This window comes from Thioalkalivibrio sp. ALJT (assembly GCF_000381825.1).
Lineage (GTDB): Bacteria > Pseudomonadota > Gammaproteobacteria > Ectothiorhodospirales > Ectothiorhodospiraceae > Thioalkalivibrio.
In genome coordinates this window covers 88,450-106,659 of the sequence record NZ_KB907126.1, presented here as the reverse complement: position 1 = coordinate 106,659, position 18,210 = coordinate 88,450, and the positions used below count along the sequence as shown (strand labels likewise).

Annotated in this window: 16 protein-coding genes; 6 read left to right on the top strand and 10 right to left on the bottom strand. The window is 67.0% G+C overall.

The genetic code is table 11. The features are described 5' to 3' along the window. Positions 1 to 208: 208 nt before the first annotated feature. The 5 genes from G332_RS0108280 to mgtE (G332_RS0108260) all read right to left on the bottom strand — a co-directional run bounded on the left by G332_RS0108280 (position 209) and on the right by mgtE (G332_RS0108260) (position 5,031). Entirely contained in the window at positions 209 to 523 is a 315-nt protein-coding gene (locus G332_RS0108280) for a CcdB family protein (protein WP_019626529.1), read from the bottom strand. Further along, the gene (locus tag G332_RS0108275; RefSeq protein WP_019626528.1) at positions 523 to 771 is read right to left on the bottom strand and encodes a type II toxin-antitoxin system CcdA family antitoxin; all 249 of its coding nucleotides are present in this window, start codon (positions 769 to 771) and stop codon (positions 523 to 525) included. Before G332_RS0108275 ends, G332_RS0108280 begins: the two co-directional genes overlap by 1 nt. 548 nt (positions 772 to 1,319) lie before the next feature. After that, positions 1,320 to 1,766 (bottom strand): prepilin-type N-terminal cleavage/methylation domain-containing protein, encoded by a 447-nt coding sequence (locus G332_RS13830; protein WP_038059639.1) that lies wholly within the window; start codon positions 1,764 to 1,766, stop codon positions 1,320 to 1,322. Between the two features lie 534 nt (positions 1,767 to 2,300). Further along, on the bottom strand, positions 2,301 to 3,659 hold the full coding sequence (gene mgtE / locus G332_RS0108265) for a magnesium transporter (protein ID WP_019626526.1): 1,359 nt from the start codon (positions 3,657 to 3,659) through the stop codon (positions 2,301 to 2,303). Between the two features lie 13 nt (positions 3,660 to 3,672). Beyond that, complete coding sequence (gene mgtE / locus G332_RS0108260) at positions 3,673 to 5,031, bottom strand: magnesium transporter (protein ID WP_019626525.1); 1,359 nt, start codon at positions 5,029 to 5,031, stop codon at positions 3,673 to 3,675. A gap of 572 nt (positions 5,032 to 5,603) precedes the next feature. On the opposite strand from mgtE (G332_RS0108260), the gene G332_RS0108255 reads away from it, so the two are divergent. The 3 genes from G332_RS0108255 to G332_RS0108245 all read left to right on the top strand — a co-directional run bounded on the left by G332_RS0108255 (position 5,604) and on the right by G332_RS0108245 (position 10,304). Continuing rightward, positions 5,604 to 6,311, top strand: coding sequence for an ABC transporter ATP-binding protein (locus G332_RS0108255; RefSeq protein ID WP_026340716.1), 708 nt, complete (start codon positions 5,604 to 5,606; stop codon positions 6,309 to 6,311). Between the two features lie 208 nt (positions 6,312 to 6,519). Continuing rightward, entirely contained in the window at positions 6,520 to 9,060 is a 2,541-nt protein-coding gene (locus tag G332_RS0108250; RefSeq protein ID WP_019626523.1) for an ABC transporter permease, read from the top strand. Next, positions 9,060 to 10,304 carry a lipocalin-like domain-containing protein gene (locus G332_RS0108245; protein WP_081619785.1) on the top strand — a complete coding sequence of 415 codons (1,245 nt, stop codon included), beginning with the start codon at positions 9,060 to 9,062 and terminating at the stop codon, positions 10,302 to 10,304. Before G332_RS0108250 ends, G332_RS0108245 begins: the two co-directional genes overlap by 1 nt. Positions 10,305 to 10,476: 172 nt before the next feature. On the opposite strand, the gene G332_RS0108240 is transcribed toward G332_RS0108245, so the two are convergent. Beyond that, positions 10,477 to 10,677 (bottom strand): PA3496 family putative envelope integrity protein, encoded by a 201-nt coding sequence (locus tag G332_RS0108240; protein WP_019626521.1) that lies wholly within the window; start codon positions 10,675 to 10,677, stop codon positions 10,477 to 10,479. A 216-nt stretch (positions 10,678 to 10,893) separates the two neighbouring features. On the opposite strand from G332_RS0108240, the gene msrP reads away from it, so the two are divergent. Both msrP and G332_RS0108230 read left to right on the top strand, forming a co-directional pair. Then, positions 10,894 to 11,871, top strand: coding sequence for a protein-methionine-sulfoxide reductase catalytic subunit MsrP (gene msrP, locus G332_RS0108235; RefSeq protein WP_019626520.1), 978 nt, complete (start codon positions 10,894 to 10,896; stop codon positions 11,869 to 11,871). 27 nt (positions 11,872 to 11,898) lie between these two features. Continuing rightward, positions 11,899 to 12,546, top strand: a complete 648-nt coding sequence (locus tag G332_RS0108230; protein ID WP_026340714.1) for a sulfite oxidase heme-binding subunit YedZ — start codon at positions 11,899 to 11,901, stop codon at positions 12,544 to 12,546. A gap of 220 nt (positions 12,547 to 12,766) precedes the next feature. Here the strand turns inward: G332_RS0108230 and argF are convergent, their stop codons facing one another. The 3 genes from argF to G332_RS0108215 all read right to left on the bottom strand — a co-directional run bounded on the left by argF (position 12,767) and on the right by G332_RS0108215 (position 15,574). Further along, positions 12,767 to 13,696 carry an ornithine carbamoyltransferase gene (gene argF, locus G332_RS0108225; RefSeq protein ID WP_019626518.1) on the bottom strand — a complete coding sequence of 310 codons (930 nt, stop codon included), beginning with the start codon at positions 13,694 to 13,696 and terminating at the stop codon, positions 12,767 to 12,769. Beyond that, complete coding sequence (locus tag G332_RS0108220; protein WP_019626517.1) at positions 13,693 to 14,889, bottom strand: acetylornithine transaminase; 1,197 nt, start codon at positions 14,887 to 14,889, stop codon at positions 13,693 to 13,695. The genes argF and G332_RS0108220 overlap by 4 nt, the downstream gene beginning before the upstream one ends. Before the next feature lie 103 nt (positions 14,890 to 14,992). Further along, positions 14,993 to 15,574 carry a superoxide dismutase gene (locus tag G332_RS0108215; protein WP_019626516.1) on the bottom strand — a complete coding sequence of 194 codons (582 nt, stop codon included), beginning with the start codon at positions 15,572 to 15,574 and terminating at the stop codon, positions 14,993 to 14,995. A 171-nt stretch (positions 15,575 to 15,745) separates the two neighbouring features. Here G332_RS0108215 and G332_RS0108210 point away from each other — a divergent pair, with 171 nt between their 5' ends. Continuing rightward, the gene (locus tag G332_RS0108210; RefSeq protein ID WP_026340713.1) at positions 15,746 to 17,248 is read left to right on the top strand and encodes an SLC13 family permease; all 1,503 of its coding nucleotides are present in this window, start codon (positions 15,746 to 15,748) and stop codon (positions 17,246 to 17,248) included. A gap of 111 nt (positions 17,249 to 17,359) precedes the next feature. On the opposite strand, the gene G332_RS0108205 is transcribed toward G332_RS0108210, so the two are convergent. Continuing rightward, positions 17,360 to 18,193, bottom strand: a complete 834-nt coding sequence (locus G332_RS0108205) for an amidohydrolase family protein (protein WP_019626514.1) — start codon at positions 18,191 to 18,193, stop codon at positions 17,360 to 17,362. Positions 18,194 to 18,210 lie beyond the last annotated feature (17 nt).

Genomic DNA, 18,210 nt, shown 5'->3' with positions numbered 1-18,210 from the left:
CGAAGCCCCTGCCCGCGCCGGATCGGCCCGGTGCGGGCGGGGGCTTCGAGTCACCTGGTCCTTCACGGCCAGGCCGCCGGCCTCATGCCGGCATTTGGGGTGCGGCCACGACTCGGTGATCCACGGGTCCGGAACGAAAAAGCCCCGGCACGAGGCCGGGGCTTGGGGAGGGGAAAATCAATCTGTCCCCTTTTTCTTTTTCTTTTTGTCAAATGCCGGTGAGCAGGAAATCGCAAGCGGCGATGATGGTGTCTCGCTCGTGGGCAAGGCTGAAGACTTCGGCGCCAAGCGCATCGCGGGAAACCCCGGCCAGTTCAGCAGTCGACAGTACGACCGGTTGGCCCTCGATGGTGAAGGTCGGGTTTAGGATGCGGGCGGGGCGACCAAATGCTTCAGCGGAGACGAGCGGCGCGACCACCACCGTGTCCAGCTCGGAGAGCAGGTCGTTCTGAAGGACGAGCAGATAGGGTATCCAGCGCGCGGTTGCGGTGGCCGGGTTGCGATGTACCGCAAACTGCGCCATCAGAAGCGACGCATATGATCGCCAAAGCTGCCCTGTTTGGCTACGCGCTGGTTGTATTCTTCGAGGGCCTCCCGATTCTCGGTCAGCCATGCCTCGCGGCGGGCGTCGCGCACGGCACGCGCCAGCGATTCCTCGAACAGGCCCGAGAGATTGATGCCGAGTTCGCGCGCCTGGGCCAGAAGGTCTGTATTGACGCTAAGGTTGGTCGCCTTGCGCGGTGCGTCTGCCTTGTATGGGGTGGGGTTCATGTAGACCTCCTGATACCAAGGATATTCGTGTACATCTTATGCGCGGTGACTATGCGCATCAAGAATGGCTGGGCGTGTTCCGTGAGGTGCAATGGTCAAGAAGTGAGTCGTGCGCTGAGTTGTGTGCCGTATGACCCGCCGCGCCGACGTGGCCAACCCGCGAGGCGCCCCGGGATGCGGGTGGACGCAGTGGAACGCATCCTTCCCGCAGGGCGATCCCGGGGAGGGAGAATCAATCTGTCCCCATTTCTCCTTTCTCCTCAGGCAGGGGCTTCGCCGCCAGGGCGGCTCCTACAAAACCATCCCGGCCCGCACGGCCCCCGTAGGAGCCTGCTTGCAGGCGAAGCCCCTGCCCGCGCCGGATCGGCCCGGTGCGGGCGGGGGCTTCGAGTCACTTGGTCCTTCACGGCCAGGCCGCCGGCCTCATGCCGGCATTGGGGGGGCGGCCACGACTCGGTGATCCACGGGCCCGGAACGAAAAAGCCCCGGCACGAGGCCGGGGCTTGGGGAGGGGAAAATAAATCTGTCCCCTTTGGCGCCATGCTTGCTTAATCCCCCAATTCGTCTCGGCAGCTGCCTGGGGCCCAATTCGACGGTGTAGCTTCGCACAACCATTCGGTAATAGCGGTTTCGTCGCTGTTGAATACGGGACGCAGCGTGACCTGTGGCTGAGTGTCGCCAGGGAAGTTCCGTCCGGTTGCGACGATTTCGCCCGGATTATCTCCATCGGAACCGGCGACAACTAAAGTATCAACGTATTGGGTTGATTCAAAATCGTCTCCACCACATGTTTCATAAGAATCTCCGCCCGCTTGCTGGATTTCACTGACGCAGGTGCGTGCTGAACTAGCTGCAAGGACAATTTCGGAGACCTTCGCCCGATTCGTGTAGTCCTGATAAGCCGGCAGCGCAATCGCCGCCAAAATCCCGATGATCGCCACGACGATCATCAGTTCGATAAGCGTAAAGCCCTGTTGGGCGGTTTTCTTCTGCATGGTCATACTCCCTTCGTGTGATCTGAGCGGGGCCTTGGCCCGGCCGCCCCGTGGGCAGCTACTGGATGTGCGAGCAATACCCGTGCCAGATGTCCTATTACTTTTGGACAGGGCGTGATGGTGCGGTTTCGGGGTGGGTTGCGGTCGCGTGTCGTTGGGTGGTGATGACAAAGGTGACGAAAATGGTCACCCGGGGTGACGCGGGTGGTCGGTTGGGTTTGGGGGTTGTCACCGGTGCGATGCCGCCTCGTCGCAGCGGGGTGGATGACGCGATGGCGGGAGCTTCGCCTGCAAGCAGGTTTCTACGGGGGTGTGTGGGTTGGGGTGATGTTGTAGGGGCCGCCCTGGTGGCGAGGCTTCTGCCGGGGGTTGGTCTGGCGCGGGCGGGGGCTTCGCCTGCAAGCAGGCTCCTACGGGGGGTGTGGGCTGGGATGGTTTTGCAGGGGCCGCCCTGGTGGCGAAGCTCCTGCCCGCGCTTGATCTGGCACAAGGCGGGGGCTGCGCCTGCGAGCAGGCTCCTGCAGAGAGGGCGGGTCAGAGGCCGAGGACGGCGACGGCGACGCCGAAGTAGATGAGGATGCCGACGATGTCGATGACGGAGGTGATCAGCGGGGCGCTGGCCACGGCCGGGTCGAAACCGACGCGGGTGAGGGCGAACGGCAGGAACAGGCCGAACAGCGAGCCGAAGACGATTACGAAGAACATGCCCAGGGCGATCGCGTTGGCGACCTCGACGGTGCCCAGCCAGTTGCCGGAGACCCAGATGGCGGCGGCGAGGGTGACGCCCAGCGCGGTGGCGACCAGGACTTCCTTGCCGCCGAGGCGCCACCAGTCGCGTAGTTGTATGTCGTTCACTGCGAGCGATCGCACCACCAGGGTGGCGGCCTGGGCGCCGGCGTTGCCGCCGGAGGCGATGACCATGGGCAGGAAGAAGACGAGGGCGACAACGGCTTCGATCGCGGCCTCGTAGTGGGCGATGGCTACACCGGCGAAGATGTTGACCGCGACCAGGATCAGCAGCCAGCCGATGCGCTTGCGGTAGAGCAGGCTCATGCTGGCGTCGCGCAGGGAGAGCACCATGTCGCCGACGGCGGCCATGCGGTGGAAGTCTTCGGTGGTCTCGGCGCGCAGGACGTCCATCACGTCGTCCACGGTGATGATGCCGAGCAGGTGGCCGTTGTCGTCGACCACGGGGAGGACGTCGAGGTCGTAGTGGCCGATGCGGTGGGCGGCCTCTTCGCGGTCTTCTTCGGCGCCGATGCTGACGACATCGGTGTGCATGCGTTCATGCACCTGAAGGCTGGGGCGTGATAGCAGCAGTTCCTTCAGGCGCACCCAGCCCAGCAGTTCGCCTTCTGGCGTGGTCACGAAGATGGTGTTGACGGTTTCCGCGAGTTCGTGCTGTTCGCGCAGGTGGTCCATGGCCGCGGCGACAGACCAGTCCGGCTGCACGGTGGCGTATTCGGGCGTCATCAGGCGCCCGGCGCTTTCCTCGGGGAAGCCGAGCAGGGTTTCCAGGGCCTCCTGGTCGTCGTCCGGCAGGGTCTCCAGCAGGGATTCGGCGTGGTCGTCCTCGAGCCCTTCGATGACCGAGGCGGCATCGTCGTAGGAGAGTGCGGACATCAGCCGGCTGGCATGGTCTTCGTCGAGCGCGTGCAGTACGCGCGTCTGGTGATCGGGCTCCAGGTGGGCGTAGACATCGGCGCTGCAGGCGATGTCCAGGCGCCGGAAGAAATCCAGCATCCGCTCCTCGGGCAGGGCCTCCAGCGCGTCCGCGAGGTCGGCGCCGGCATGGGCGTCGCAGAGGCCCTCCAGGGCCTCGTTGGCGGGCTGCTCCAGCGCGGTCGTGAGCGTCTGCGGCAGGGTCTGGATGTCGTCGTCGGTCGGGCTCATGGTTTTCCTTTCCCTACGGCGTGGCCAGGCCGAGCAGCGCCACGGCCAGGGAGAAATAGATCATGATGCCGCCGAGGTCGGCGATGGCGGTGATCAGCGGCACGCTGGCGGTGGCCGGGTCCAGCTTCATGCGGTTGAGGATGAACGGCAGCAGCATGCCGACCATGCTGGCGAACGCGACGATCAGCGTCATTGCGATGGCGACCAGCAGGGCGATGTCGGCCCCGCCGCGCCAGAGGCCGAGGACCGATACCGCCAGTCCCATGGTCACGCCGATGCCGACGGCGACGCCGAGTTCCTTGCCCCACAGTCGCAGCCAGTCCCTGGATGTGACCTCGCCGGTGGCCAGGGCGCGCACCATCAGCGTGGCGCTCTGGGCGCCGGCGTTGCCGCCGGAGTCGACAATCAGGGGCAGGAAAAAGACCAGCACTACCAGGGCCTCGATGGCCTCTTCGTATTGCGAGATCATCAGCGCGCCGATGGTATTGAAGGCGACCAGTCCGAGTAGCCAGCCGACACGCTTGCGGTAAAGCAGGAAGGGGCTGGCATCCTGCGGTGAAAGTGGGAGGGTGCCGACCGCGCCGATCTTGTGGAAGTCCTCGGTGGATTCGGCCTCCAGCACGTCCATGACGTCGTCGACGGTGATGACCCCCAGCAGCTCGCCGGTCTCGCCGACCACCGGCAGGGTCTCGAGGTCGTAGTGCTGGATCTTGCGCGCGGCCTCGACGGCCGATTCGGACACGCCGATGGTAATGGGGTCGGCGTCGCTCAGCAGTTCGCGTACCGGGCGGTCCGACGCGGCCCGCAGGAAGTGGCGAATCGGGACCGCGGCCAGCAGCACGCGGTCCTGATCGACCACGAAGATCACGTTGTTCGAGTGTTCGTCCGCATTGCGGCGGATGAAGGCCAGCGCCCGTCTCAGCGACCAGTCGGGATCGACCGCGACCACATCCGGGGACATCACGCGACCGGCGGAGTCTTCCGGGTAGTTGAGCTGCTTGAGGGCGCGACGGATGGCGCGGAAGGGCAGCAGCCGCAGGTAAGCGCGCAGGGTCTCCGGGTCCAGCGTCTGCAGCAGGCCGGTCAGGTCGTCCGCGTCCATCTCGGAGAGGATGAAGCGGGCGTCGTCCCTCGGCGAGGCCTCCAGCAGTCGCATCTGGTGCGGGGTCTCGAGGTAGGAGAAGACATCCGCCTTGCGGCCGGGCTCCAGCAGGTTGAACACGACACCCAGGTCGTGTTCGCCCACCTCCATCAGTGCGTGCGCGATATCCTGCACGCGCATGTAGTCGAGCAGTTCCTGGATGTCGGTGCGCTCGTCCAGGCGCAGCAGTTCCTTCAGCTCGATGATGGATTGTTCCAGATGCGAATCCATGCCTTTCTCCCGGCGGTCATCGGCGGGGCTGGCGGCTGGATAAAGAGCCCTGCCAGTTGCCGCTCGGATGCGGTGTTTAGGGAAACACTGGGTCCGGTTTGGATCGGGCGGGGGCCCGGCCATTTCCGGCTCTTTTGATCAAAGAGGCCTGACGGAAAACGACCGGTTCGAGAACGGGCGCTTGCCGTTAGGCGCGGATAGATCGTCTGCGTGTTCGAGGTTTCAAGGCGCGTTCCCGAGTGTGAAGATGGTCGTTTATTCTAACGGATGCCAGCCCGCAATCAACCGCTTGGGCCGGATTCTGAAACATTCATCTATTGTTCATGGTCGGTTGAGGACTGGCTGTGCGCCGGCCTGCGAGGGCGGGGTTGTGTGCGGTTGTTTGCTTGCAGATGTCCGCCAGATGTCCCCACGTCGGCGTGCGGAACAGGGTGGTGTTGCAGGAGCCGCCCTGGCGGCGAAGCCCCTGCCGGGGTTGGTTCTGGCGGAGGCGGGGGCTTCGCCTGCAAGCAGGCTCCTGCGGGGGTGTGGGGGTTGGGGTGGTGATTGGGGTAGCGGCGGAGGTGGGTGTGATGGTGCAACGGGGTTCGGGGGTGGTGCTGTCGCTGGCGGGTCTGGGGTTTGGTTACCCGGGTGAGGGGCGGGTGCTGCAGGGTGTGGATCTCGATCTGGCTGCGGGCGAGCGTGTGGCGATCGTCGGGGAGAGTGGTTCGGGCAAGTCCACGCTGCTGCATCTGGCTGCGGGGCTGGAGCCGGCGGACGCGGGCACGGTCCGCCTGGCCGGGCAGGCGCTGGCGGGACTGGATGAGGCGGCGCGGACGCGGTTGCGGCGCGTGCAGGTGGGGATTGTGTTTCAGTCGTTTCATCTGATCCCGACGCTGACGGCGCTGGAGAACGTGATGCTGCCGCTGGAGCTGGCAACCGACCTGGGTGCCGCGCAGCGCCGCGAACGCGCGCGGGCGCAGCTGGCGGCCGTGGGTCTGGGGGCAAAGGAAGGGCGCGAGCCGGAGCAGCTTTCCGGTGGCGAGCAGCAGCGCGTGGCGATCGCGCGGGCGCTGGTGCATCGGCCGGCGCTGATCCTGGCGGATGAGCCGACGGGCAACCTGGACTCGCGCACCGGCGAGGCGGTGTTTGCCCTGTTGCTGGAGCAGGTGCGCGCGACCGGTTGCGCCCTGCTGCTGGTCACCCACAGCGACGCTCTGGCCGCGCGTCTGGACCGGGTGCTGCGCATGCAGGATGGCCAGCTTCAGGATCTTGCTGCAAGGGCCTCGGCGCGATGAGACCGCGCCGCGGGAATGACGCTGCAATGAGTCCGCTTGCCGTTGTGCTCAAAAGCGGGTGGACCGCCGCCCCGGGCCTGGCCCCGCAGGTTGCCGGGTCCGGAGGGACGTCCCGATTCCATCCGGAACGGGAGAGCAGTGCGAGGTCCCTCTGCGCGTCGCGCCTCGCCGCGGAAAACCCGGTGTATCAACGCGAGCCCGGGCATTGATGAGTCGATCTCTGGTCCATGCCTGGCTGCGCGACTGGCGCAGACGCCCGTTGCAGCGGTTGCTGACGCTGGTGGCGGTGGTGATTGCCGTGGCTGTGGTGCTGGCCGTGGATCTGGCCAACCAGTCGGCGCAGCAGGCGTTCGATCGCTCCATGGACGAGGTGGCGGGAACGGCGACCCACCAGATTCTGGGGCCGGCCGGGGGCTTTGCGGAGACGCATTACCGGGACCTGCGTCTGGCTGGCTGGCGTGCGACCGCGCCCATCGTGGAGGGGCCGGCGCGGCTGCCGGACGGGCGCACGATTTATGTGCTGGGGGTCGATCCCCTGGCCGAGGGCGCGTTCCGCGGGGTGGCCTCGGATATCGGGGATGCCCCGGTGCAGCGGCTGGTGACCGAGCCGGGGACGATCCTGCCGCCGCGGGGCTGGTGGGCAGATGCCGGGCGGGAGCACGAGGACCGTCTGATACTCGAGTCGGCCGCCGGGCGTTTTGCGGTGACGCTGCTGGACCGCGCGGCGGAGGGTGATGAGGCGGCGACGGATGTGGATGGCGAGGGCGCTTCGCTCTGGGTCACGGATATCGCGACCGCACAGACCCTGCTCGGCCGGCAGGGACGGCTGGATCGCATCGACGTGAGCCTGGATGACGCCGCGCTTGAAACCCTTGCGGAGCAGTTGCCCGATGGGCTGGAACTGGTGCCGGTTGCGGCGCGTGACCAGGCCTCGCGCGAGCTGGCGCAGGCCTTTCGCATCAACCTGACGGCGATGAGCCTGCTGGCGCTGTTGATCGCGGCCTTTCTGATCTACAACACCCAGACATTCGCCGTGCTGCGCCGCCGCGAGGTGCTCGCCAGCCTGCGTCTGGTCGGGGCCGGGCGGCGGGCGTTGTTCGGCGTGGTGATGCTGGAGGCCCTGCTGGTGGGGGTGATCGGCACGTTGCTGGGGGTATTGCTCGGGATCGGGCTGGCGCAGGTGCTGGTCGGGCAGGTGGCGCAGACGATGACGGACCATTTCTTTGTGGTGGCGGTCACCGAGGTGGCGCCGCGGCCGCTGGCGCTGCTGGCGGTGATCGCGCTGGGGGTTGGGCTGTCGCTGCTGGCGGCACTGGCGCCGGCCTGGGAGGCCGCGCGGGTGGCCAGCCCCGGCCGTCTTGGCCGCGGACGGCTGGAGCGGCGGGCGCGCCGGGGCCTGCTCGGGCTGGCCGTGGCGGCGCTCGTGTTGCTGGCGGCGGGTGGCGTGGTACTGCGGCTCGGGGCCGGTGGGCTGGTGGCCAGCTTTGTCGGGCTGTTTCTGCTGATTACCGGCTTTGTGTTGCTGTTGCCGCTGGTGCTGGCCGCGGCCCTGCGGGGGCTGGCACGGCTGGGGCGCGGGCAGACGCTGCCCCGTATCGGCGTCCGCAGCCTGGAGCGGAGCCTGTCGCGCAGTGCACCGGCTACCTCCGCGCTGACCCTGGCCCTGGCAGCGGCGATCAGCGTGTCGGTGATGGTGGGCAGCTTTCGCGACAGTGTGGAACAGTGGCTGGGGCAGGCATTGACCTCGGATGTGTACGTGGTGCCGGTGGCCCCGGCCGCGGCGCGCAGCGGGGCGCGCCTGCCGGCGGAGTGGGGGCAGGCCCTGGCCCGGATTGCCGCCGCGGAGTCGGTCAGCACCGGCTCCAGCCAGGACACGCCCAGTGATGTCGGGATGATCGAGCTCTATGTGGTGGCGCCGCATCCGGCCTGGCTGGACGATCTGCCGCTGCTGCGGGCGGAGGGGCCGACCGAGGCACTGGATCGGCGCCTGCGCGAGCGTGATGCGGTGCTGGTAACCGAGCCCTTTGCCGCCCATCACGATGTGGCCGTGGGGGATCGGCTGGAGATCCGCGTGGAGGATGGACGACGGGTATTCGAGGTGGCGGGGGTTTATCGCGACTATGGCAGTCCGCAGGGCACGGTGCTGATGCTGACCCAGCGGTTCTACGCGGGCACGCCCGGTGCCGAGGGGGTGGGCTCCTTTGGCCTGCGTCTGCCCGAGGGCGCGGATGCCGACGTGGCGATCGAGCGTCTGGAGGCCTGGCTGGCGGAGCGCGAGACGGCGGCCATGGTGACACGCCCCGGCGATATCGAGCAGGAATCCATGGCCATCTTTGACCGTACCTTTGCGATCACCCACCTGCTACGGGTGATCACGCTGCTGGTGGCGTTCATCGCGATCTTCGGGGCGTTGATGGCGCTGCAGATGGAACGCGCGCGCGAATTTGCGACGCTGCGCAGCCTTGGCCTGCTGCCCGGCGGGGTGCGCGGGCTGGTGGTGTTTCAGGGCGCGGTGCTGGGGGGCTTTGCGGCGCTGGCCGCGATCCCGCTGGGGCTGGGTATGGGCTGGATACTGATCGAGGTGATCAACCGCGAGGCCTTCGGCTGGGGGATGGACCTGCGTCTGCCCTGGGGCGAGGTGGGCGAGACCGTGCTGCTGGGGATCGGAGCGGCATTGCTGGCCTCGGCCATCCCGGCGTGGCGGATGGCGCGCATGCGGCTGGTGCCGGCGTTAAGGGAACAGCCGTGATGCGGTGGATTAATCCTTTAGGAGCCTGCTTGCAGGCGAATGTTTCGGGTCCGGATCAGACGCGGGCGGGGGCTTCGCCTGCGAGCAGGCTCCTGCGGGGGGTGGTGGTGGGTCTGGTGTTGTTGGTGGCGGCGTGTGGAGGCGCCGTTCCGCCGGAGACGGAGGATCCGGGGGGGGCCGGATTGCGGGTAGGCGAGGCCCTGGGCGGGGAGGTGACGGACGGATTCCGGCGCGCGGATGCGCCGCGGGCGTTCGAGTTTCCGCGTGATCACGGGCCGCACCCGGGGTTTCGCAACGAGTGGTGGTATGTGACCGGCAATCTCGACGGGCCGGAGGGCGAGCGGCTGGGGTTTCACATCACCTTCTTCCGCGTCGGGCTGGCGTCGGAGTTGGCGGGGGAGGCGCGCTGGCACGACTCGGCCTGGGCCAGCCCGGATATCTGGATGGCGCATACGGCGGTGATCGACCGCGAGGCCGGGCATCATGCCTCCGAGGAGCGCTTTGTGCGCGACGCGGCGGGGCTTGCGGGCGCCACCGAGCCGGTCGGCCGGATCTGGGTCGAGGACTGGGAGCTGGCAGGTCTCGATCAGGACCGCTGGATGCTGGACTTCAGCGTGAATGACTACCGGCTGCGGCTGGAGCTGGAGCCGCAACGGGCGCCGGTGTTGCAGGGCGAGGGCGGGCTGAGTCAGAAGGGGCCGGAGCCGGGCGATGCCTCGTATTATTACTCGGTCCCGCGGATTGCGGTGCGGGGCGAGATCGAGCGCGGTGCCCGCGGGCGTCTGCCGGTGACCGGCGCGGCCTGGATGGATCGCGAATGGAGCACCAGCGTGCTGGCCGAGGACCAGGTTGGCTGGGACTGGTTCGCCTTGCAGTTCGACGCTGGGCTGGACGTGATGTACTACGAGCTGCGGCGCCCGGACGGCACGCCGCATCCGCTGTCCAAGGGGCGCTGGATGCCGGCGGATGCCGATGACTGGCTGCTCGCGCACGATCAGGTGGAACTGGAACCCCGGCGCTGGGCGACGCAACCCTCCGGCCATCGTTATCCGGTGGAGTGGAACATGCGCATTGAACCGCCGGACGGCTCGGCCCCGCACGAATTCGTTGTCCGTGCCATCCGCGATGAACAGGAGATGGACACCATCATCCGGTACTGGGAGGGCGCCGTGGATATCCTCGATTCGCGTGGCGAGCCCATCGGGCGAGGTTTTGCGGAGTTGACCGGTTACGACGCCCGGTAGGCGGGGTGGTCCGGGTGGCGTTGATGCGTTTCGCGGCGCTCAACGCACCCTGCGGCCGGGGCTGTGAGAGCCCCGGCGGATGATGGATGGGCAGGATGTGACGAGCGGAGCGAATCGCATTGTTGGTGGACGCCATGTGGCCGGTAGGGGCCACCCCGGGTCCTCCCGGGGCTTACCAGTCCATTGGATCGCCGGGGTGGTCGAGCTCGAAGTCGTCCTGGAGGAGGGCGCGCAGGGCGCGTTCTTCCATCAGGCGTTCGAGGGTGCGGCGGGCGGCGTGGCGTGCCGGCCCGCGGTCGTTGACGAGCTGGGTGTCGAACAGGTTGGCGATCTCGTCGGCGCCTTCGGCCGCGTCGTCGATCGTCGGGTCCATGGTCGGGTCTCCTGACAAGCCGGCCGGGCCACCCCGGACTGCGGTTTCAGAAAAGCCTTATAAAGGGTTCGGGGCGCTGCGCAAGCAGAAAATTCTTATGGTTCCGTGTCCGTGTTTATGGCGTGCGGGCGCCGAACTCGGGCGGTTGCGGCTGGTCCATGATGCACGGGCGGTGGCGCTTTCTGCTGCCGCGTGAGCCAGTCGCGAGGGCCGAGCATGCTGATCCGTATTCGACGTCGTTCCGAGTGTTCCCGCAGTGAGGTGACACCCCGCGAGCTCTACGCCCGCAGGCGCGAGTTCCTGCGTGCCGGCATGGGGCTGGGGGCCGGCCTGGCGCTGGGGGGCTTCGGCCTGGCCGTGCCTGCGACGGCGGCCCTGCGCGGGCATACGCTGGAGTTCGAACCGAGCCCTTTCTCGACCGACGAGGCGAAGACCGCGTATGACGAGGTCACCAGCTACAACAATTTCTTCGAGATGGGCCCCGGCAAGAGCGATCCGAAGACCTATGCCGATCAGCTGAAGACCGACCCCTGGACGATCACCGTGGACGGGTTGTGTGACAACCCCGGCGAGTACGCGGTGGAGGATTTTATCAGCCCCTGGTCGCTGGAAGAGCGGATCTACCGCATGCGTTGCGTGGAGGGCTGGTCAATGGTGATCCCCTGGATCGGCTTCGAGCTCAACCGCATTATCGAGCAGGCAAAACCGCGCGGGGATGCGCGCTACGTGGCGTTCGAGGCCATCCACGACCCGGATAATCTGCGCGGGCAGCGGCCCCGACGCCGGGCCAGTTCCGGCGGCTTGCAGTGGCCGTATACCGAGGGTTTGCGCCTGGACGAGGCCATGCACCCGCTGACCATCCTGGCCGTGGGCCTCTATGACGAGGTGCTGCCCAACCAGAACGGGGCGCCGATCCGGCTGGTGGTGCCCTGGAAGTATGGTTTCAAGAGCATCAAGTCCATCCAGCATATCCGGTTCGTCGAGGACGAACCGCCGACGCTGTGGAACCAGGCGCAGCCGGATGAATACGGTTTCTACAGCAATGTGAATCCCAATGTGGATCATCCGCGCTGGTCGCAGCGTACCGAACGCCGGATCGGCGAGTTCCGGCGCCAGCGCACCGAGATGTTCAATGGTTACGAAGAAGAGGTTGCTTCGCTGTACGACGGCATGGATCTGCGCGAGTATTTTTGAGTCGGTGCTGGCTGAACCGGGGCGGATATGACGGGCTCGACACCCGGCGCGAGGCGGCTGTCACCACGAGCGATCTGGTGGGCGGTGTTGCTGGTGTCGCTGTTGCCGGCGGTCTGGATCGGTCTGCGCACCCTGGGCGCGTTCGGCGGGCTGGGCGTGAATCCGGTCGAGAAGCTGCTGGAGCTGTCCGGTACTCATGCGATGATCGCGCTCCTGGTGGCACTGGCGGTGACGCCTGTACGGCAGTGGACCGGGCTTGCCTGGATTGCCCGACTCCGGCGGATGCTGGGCCTGGTCGCGTTCGCGTACGTGACCGCGCATGCGCTGATCTGGCTGGGGGTGGACCTGTTTTTCGACTGGGAGCTGGTGTTCTACGACCTGACCGAGCGCCCGTTCGTAATGGTGGGGTTTGCGGCCTGGGTCATCCTGTTGCTACTGGCGCTGACCTCCACCGGTGCGGCGCAGCGCCGGTTGCGCAGGAAATGGATCTGGCTGCACCGCGGGGTGTACGTGGCCGGTGTGCTGGCGGTGCTGCATTTCCTGTGGCTGGCTCGTGCCGATTACGCCGAGGTGGCGCTGTACGCGGCCATCCTGACGCTCCTGCTGGGCTGGCGCATCGGTCACCGCTGGCATAACCGTCGCAGGGCCCATGCCCGTCGCCGCGCCTCTGCCTGATCGTCCCCGGTCAGAGGCCCGGGGTCACCACGCAATGCACGCAGAAGGCAGAACCGCTTCGCGAATCAGGTAGCAGGAAGGTGGGCAGGCTGGAAGGGCCGGGCGCGGGGGAGGCAAGGGCCCGGCTACCAGGCGACCCGGGCCGTTGCCGGAACTCCGGGTGTGCCCACCAGGACCTTGCGGACGTCCCGACGCCCTGTGGACCGGTTTTGCCCTTGCCTTACCCCGGGCGCTGGTCAGTGTTGAGGGTTATGAGGAACTCGAGCAGGGCCTTTTGCGCGTGCAGCCGGTTTTCGGCCTCGTCCCAGACGACGCTCTGCGGGCTTTCCAGTACATCGGTGGCAACTTCCTCCTCGCGATGGGCCGGGAGGCAGTGCATGAACAGCGCATCGTCATTGGCCAGACGCATCAGGTCGGCATCGACGAAAAAGCCGGTAAACGCACGGCGGCGGGCGCTCTTCTCCTGCTCCTGGCCCATGCTGGCCCAGACGTCGGTGACGACCAGGTCCGCGCCCGTGGCGGCGGCGCGGGCATCGCGGGTCAGTTCGAAGTGCTCGCGCGTGGTGTCGACGACGCCGGATTCCGGGTCGTAGCCCTCGGGGCAGGCGGCCACCAGCTGGAAGTCCAGCAGGCGCGCGGCGTACATGTAGCTGTGGCACATGTTGTTGCCGTCGCCGATCCAGGCGACGCGCTTGCCGCGGATGTCGCCGCGATGTTCGAAGTAGGTCTGCAGGTCGGCCAGGAGCTGGGCCGGGTGTTCGAAATCGGTCAGGCCGTTGATCACCGGGACCGAGGCGTGCTTGGCGAACAGCTCGATCTTCTCGTGTTCGTAGGTACGGATCATCACGCAGTCGACCATGCGGGAGAGTACGCGGGCGGTGTCCTCGATCGGTTCCCCGCGCCCCAGCTGGGTGTCGCGCGGGGACAGGAACAGGGCGTTGCCGCCCAGCTGCTGCATGCCCACCTCGAACGAGACCCGGGTGCGAGTGGAGGACTTCTCGAAGATCATGCCGAGGGTCTTGCCCCGCAGCAGATCGTCGTGGTGCTCGCCGGACTTGAGTTGCTGCTTGAGCTCGATCGCGCGCTGGATGAGGGCGCGGGTCTCGTCTCCGGAGAGATCGAGAAACGAGAGGTAGTGACGTGGGTTCATGCGGAGACCTCGTTCGCTTGGGGGGAGGCCAGAAAGTCCTCCACCAGGTCGGCCACGGTGGTGGCGATCTGCTCCACCTGGGCGTCGTCGATGATGAGCGGGGGCAACAGGCGGATCACCCGCTCGGCGGTTACGTTGAGGATCAGTCCCCGCTCCAGGGCGGCCAGCACCAGCGCGCCCGCGGGGCGGTCGAGCTCGACCCCGATCATCAGGCCGCGGCCGCGCACGGCGACGACGCCCGCATGGTCCGCGAGGCGGTCGCGCAGACGGTTGCGCAGGAGCTCGCCCTGGCGCGCGGCCTGTTCGCACAGCGCCTCGTCCTGCATCACGTCGAGCACGGCCAGTGCGGCCCGGCATACCAGCGGGTTGCCGCCGAAGGTGGTCCCGTGCGTGCCGGGGGTGAACAGGTCGCGGGCGGCGCCGGCAACCAGGTTGGCACCAATCGGGATGCCGTTGCCCAGGCCCTTGGCGAGGCTGATCACGTCCGGTGTAATGGCTTCGTGCTGGAACGCAAACCAGTGGCCGGTGCGGCCGATGCCGGCCTGGATCTCGTCCAGCATCAGCAGCCAGCCGGTGCGGTCGCACAGTTCGCGCAGCCGCCGCAGGTAGCCGGGCGGGGGCACATGAACCCCGCCCTCGCCGGTGACCGGTTCGACCAGAATGGCGACCACGTCAGGGTCGGTTGCCAGCGCCTCGACCGCATCGGCGTCCCCGTGCGGTACATGCACGAAACCGGAGACCAGGGGTTCGAAGCCGGCCTGGATCTTCGCGTTTCCGGTGGCGGACAGGGTGGCCATGGTGCGGCCATGGAAGCTGCCCTCCATCACCACGACCTTGGGCGCCGCGACACCGCGGGCGCGGCCATGCAGACGGGCGAGCTTGATCGCGGCTTCGTTCGCCTCCGCGCCGGAGTTGCAGAAGAAGGCGCGGTCCATGCCGGACAGCGCGCACAGGCGGCGTGCCAGTTGTTCCTGCAACGGGATGCGGTAGAGGTTGGAGGTATGCACCAGGGTACCGGCCTGGTCGCAGACGGCCTGCGCGACCTTGGGGTGGGCGTGCCCGAGGCCGCACACGGCGATGCCGGACAGGGCATCCAGGTAACGTTTGCCGTCGGTATCCCACAGCCAGGCACCTTCACCGCGCTCGAAGGCAACGGGCAGACGATTGTAGGTGTTTTGCAGGACGTCGCTCATGGGGTTCTCCGAAACCAAAGAGCCGGCGGAAGGCCGCCGGCTCGATGAAGGGCCCGGCCGCATCATGCGGCCAAAGGCGCCAAGTATATCGCCGCTTGCGGCGTTACTTCATCTGCTGGGCCACGAAGTCCCAGTTGACCACGGCCCAGAAGTTCTCGAGGTACTTCGGACGGGCATTGCGGTAGTCGATGTAGTAGGCGTGCTCCCAGACATCGCAGGTCAGCAGCGGGGTCTTGCCGTCGCGCAGCGGGTTGGCGGCGTTGGAGGTGTTCACGATCTCCAGCGAACCGTCGCCGTTCTGCACCAGCCAGGTCCAGCCGGAACCGAAGTTGGCGACTGCGGAGTCGTTGAACTTTTCCTTGAAGGCGTCGAACGAACCGAAGGCGCTGTTGATCGCGTCGGCCAGCTTGCCGCTCGGCTCGCCGCCGGCGTCCGGGCCCATGCAGTTGAAGTAGAAGGTGTGGTTCCAGACCTGGGCGCCGTTGTTGAAGATGCCGCCGGCCGGGGCGTTCTTGATGATGTCTTCCAGCGAGGCGTTTTCGAACTCGGAGCCCGGCAGCAGGCCGTTCAGCTTGGTCACGTAGGTCGCATGGTGCTTGTCGTGATGGAATTCCAGCGTCTCGGCGGAGATGTGCGGCTCCAGCGCGTTCTTGGCGTAGGGCAGTTCGGGCAGTTCGTAGGCCATGAAAGACTCCTTGAATGGTGTCGTGAGAAACTGGATGGACGGGACCCCGGGCGGAGACCGTCCTGTAGCGCGGTAACGATAGTCACGTTGCCCGGGCGATGCAATTCCCGATAATGCGACTTGGTTTTAAGGAGACGCCGAGTTTTGCCAGCGTTTCCCCGAATGAGACCCATGGCAGATACCGAAGACACACCCCGATCATCCGATGCAGCCACTCGAACCCCCACCCCGGTGAACTGGCGCGGGCGTATCGGGCTGATACTGGGCCCGGCGATCTTTGCACTGTTCCTGGTGGTCCCGCCGCCGGCGGCCTTTGACCCGGCGGCCTGGTCGGTGCTGGGTCTCACACTGTTCATGGCGACGTGGTGGATCAGCGAGGCATTGCCGCTGCCGGTGACGGCGCTCCTGCCGATCGCGGTCCTGCCGGTGCTCGACATCGTGCCCATGGACGCGGCCACCGCGCCGTACGCGAATCCGATCATTTTCCTGTTCATGGGTGGCTTCGCCATTGCCCTGGCCGTGCAGCGCTGGGATCTGCACCGGCGCATGGCGCTGGCGATCGTGGCGCGCGCCGGCAATCGCCTGCATGTGCTGGTGGGGGCCTTCATGCTGGCCACGGCGGGGTTGTCCATGTGGGTCAGCAATACCGCGACGGCAGCCCTGATGTTACCCATCGCGCTCTCGGTGCTGGGGCTGATCGAGCGCGGCGCTTCGCCACAGGGGCCGGACATGGAATCGCGACGCCCGGCTCTGGCGCTCCTGCTGGGCATCGCGTTCGCCGCGAACATCGGGGGTATGGCGACGATTATCGGTTCGCCGCCGAATGCGCTGACGGCCGCATACCTCGGGGATCGCCACGGGATGGAGATCGGGTTCCTGGAATGGATGACCCTGGGGTTGCCGCTGGCGGCGGTGCTGCTGGCCCTTGCGTGGTGGCTGCTGACTCGCTGGGTGTTTCCGGTGCACCGGGTGGAGTTGAAGGGTCTGCGCGCGCTGCTGGACGAACAGCGTGCGACCGTGGGGCGGTGGTCGCGCGCGGAGAAGCGGGTGGCCGCGGTGTTCGTACTGGTCGCCTCGGCCTGGCTGACACGGCCGCTGCTCGAGGGCTGGCTGCCGATCTCGCTGACCGATGCCGGCATCGCGATCCTGGGGGCCGGTTTGCTGTTCCTGGTCCCTTCGGGGTCGCGCGAACAGCGCCGGCTGCTGAGCTGGGACAACATGCGCGAGCTGCCCTGGGGCGTACTGCTGCTGGTAGGCGGGGGGTTGAGCCTGGGCGCGGCGATCGAATCCAGCGGGCTGGCGGAGCTGGCGGCCGATGCCCTGGTGATCGCCCAGGCCTGGCCGCTGCTCCTCATCATGGCCGGGGTGGTGGTCCTGACCATGACCCTGAGTCATGTGACGAGCAATACCGCGACAGCGGCTACGCTGTTGCCGCTGGTGACCGCGTTTGCGCTGAGCATGGATGTGCCCGTCCTGCTGCTGGCCCTGCCAGTGGCGTTTGCCGCGTCGGTGGCCTTCATGCTGCCGGTGGCGACGCCACCCAACGCGATCGTGTTCGCCAGCAACCGGCTGCGGGTGCTGGATATGGTGCGTGGCGGGGCATTGCTCTCGGTGCTGGCGCTGGTGCTGATCAGTCTGGTGGTGTTTGCCTTCGCCGAGGCGCTGCTGCTGTAGGGGCCTGATCGGATGGGTCCGGACGATGGTATCCCCGAAGGGCTTGTGGGACATGGGCGCCGGGCCTTGCCCTTCTGCGTGGCTTCGTGCGCTTCGTGGTGAAAAAGGCCCTTACCGTGCGGGAAAGAGTCGCTCGCCGTTTTCGAAGGCGATTGCGCGGGCGACGTCATCGGGCAGCTGCTGGAGCCAGGCGCGGGTCTCGTCCTTGAGGCGGGTGTACTGTTTCCAGCGATGGGCCGTGAAGGTGTCCACCCCGATCATGAAGCGGTCGGCGTGTTCCAGGAGCAGCTCGAACCAGTCGTCGTCGATGTTGCCGCCGGGGTTGATACGCGGATTGCGCATGGAGAGGTCCATGTTCATGCGCGGATGGCGTTCGAGGTAGTCGCGTACCAGCGGCGGGTAGGCGTAGCTGCCGGCATGGGCCCAGAGGATGCGCACCTCCGGGTGGGTGGCGTAGGCGTGGTCAATGACGGCCGGGTCGCCGTGGATCATGATGGTCAGGTCGCGTTCAACGGCCAGATCCAGCAGTTGTTCGAAGCCCGGGGCAAAACGGTCATCGGCCATAATGTGAAACTCCCCAAGCCCCTGCCAGCGTACCTCGGAGGTATCCAGCATGGTGGCGATGCGGTCGCCAAGGTCCTCGACATGCATCCAGTCCATCTTGCGGCCCAGCCGCTGGGAGACCTCCAGGAACGGGACCAGGCGCGTATCCGTGCCGGCCTGGAGGCGGCGCATCAATGCCGGGTCCGGCGTCATCATGATCGCGGAGCGAACCTCGTTGGAGGCGAGGGTGCGGGCTACGTCGGCGATGCCGAAGGTCTCGGTCACCGCCGGCCGGTAATGCAGGTGGGCATCGAAGATCGGCGTGGTCGCGCTGGCCGGCGCGAACGGCAGGGCAAGGAGCAGGCCGATTGTGGTGATCGCGGGACGCAGATGCGGGCGCATGAGGAAGACCCGGACCC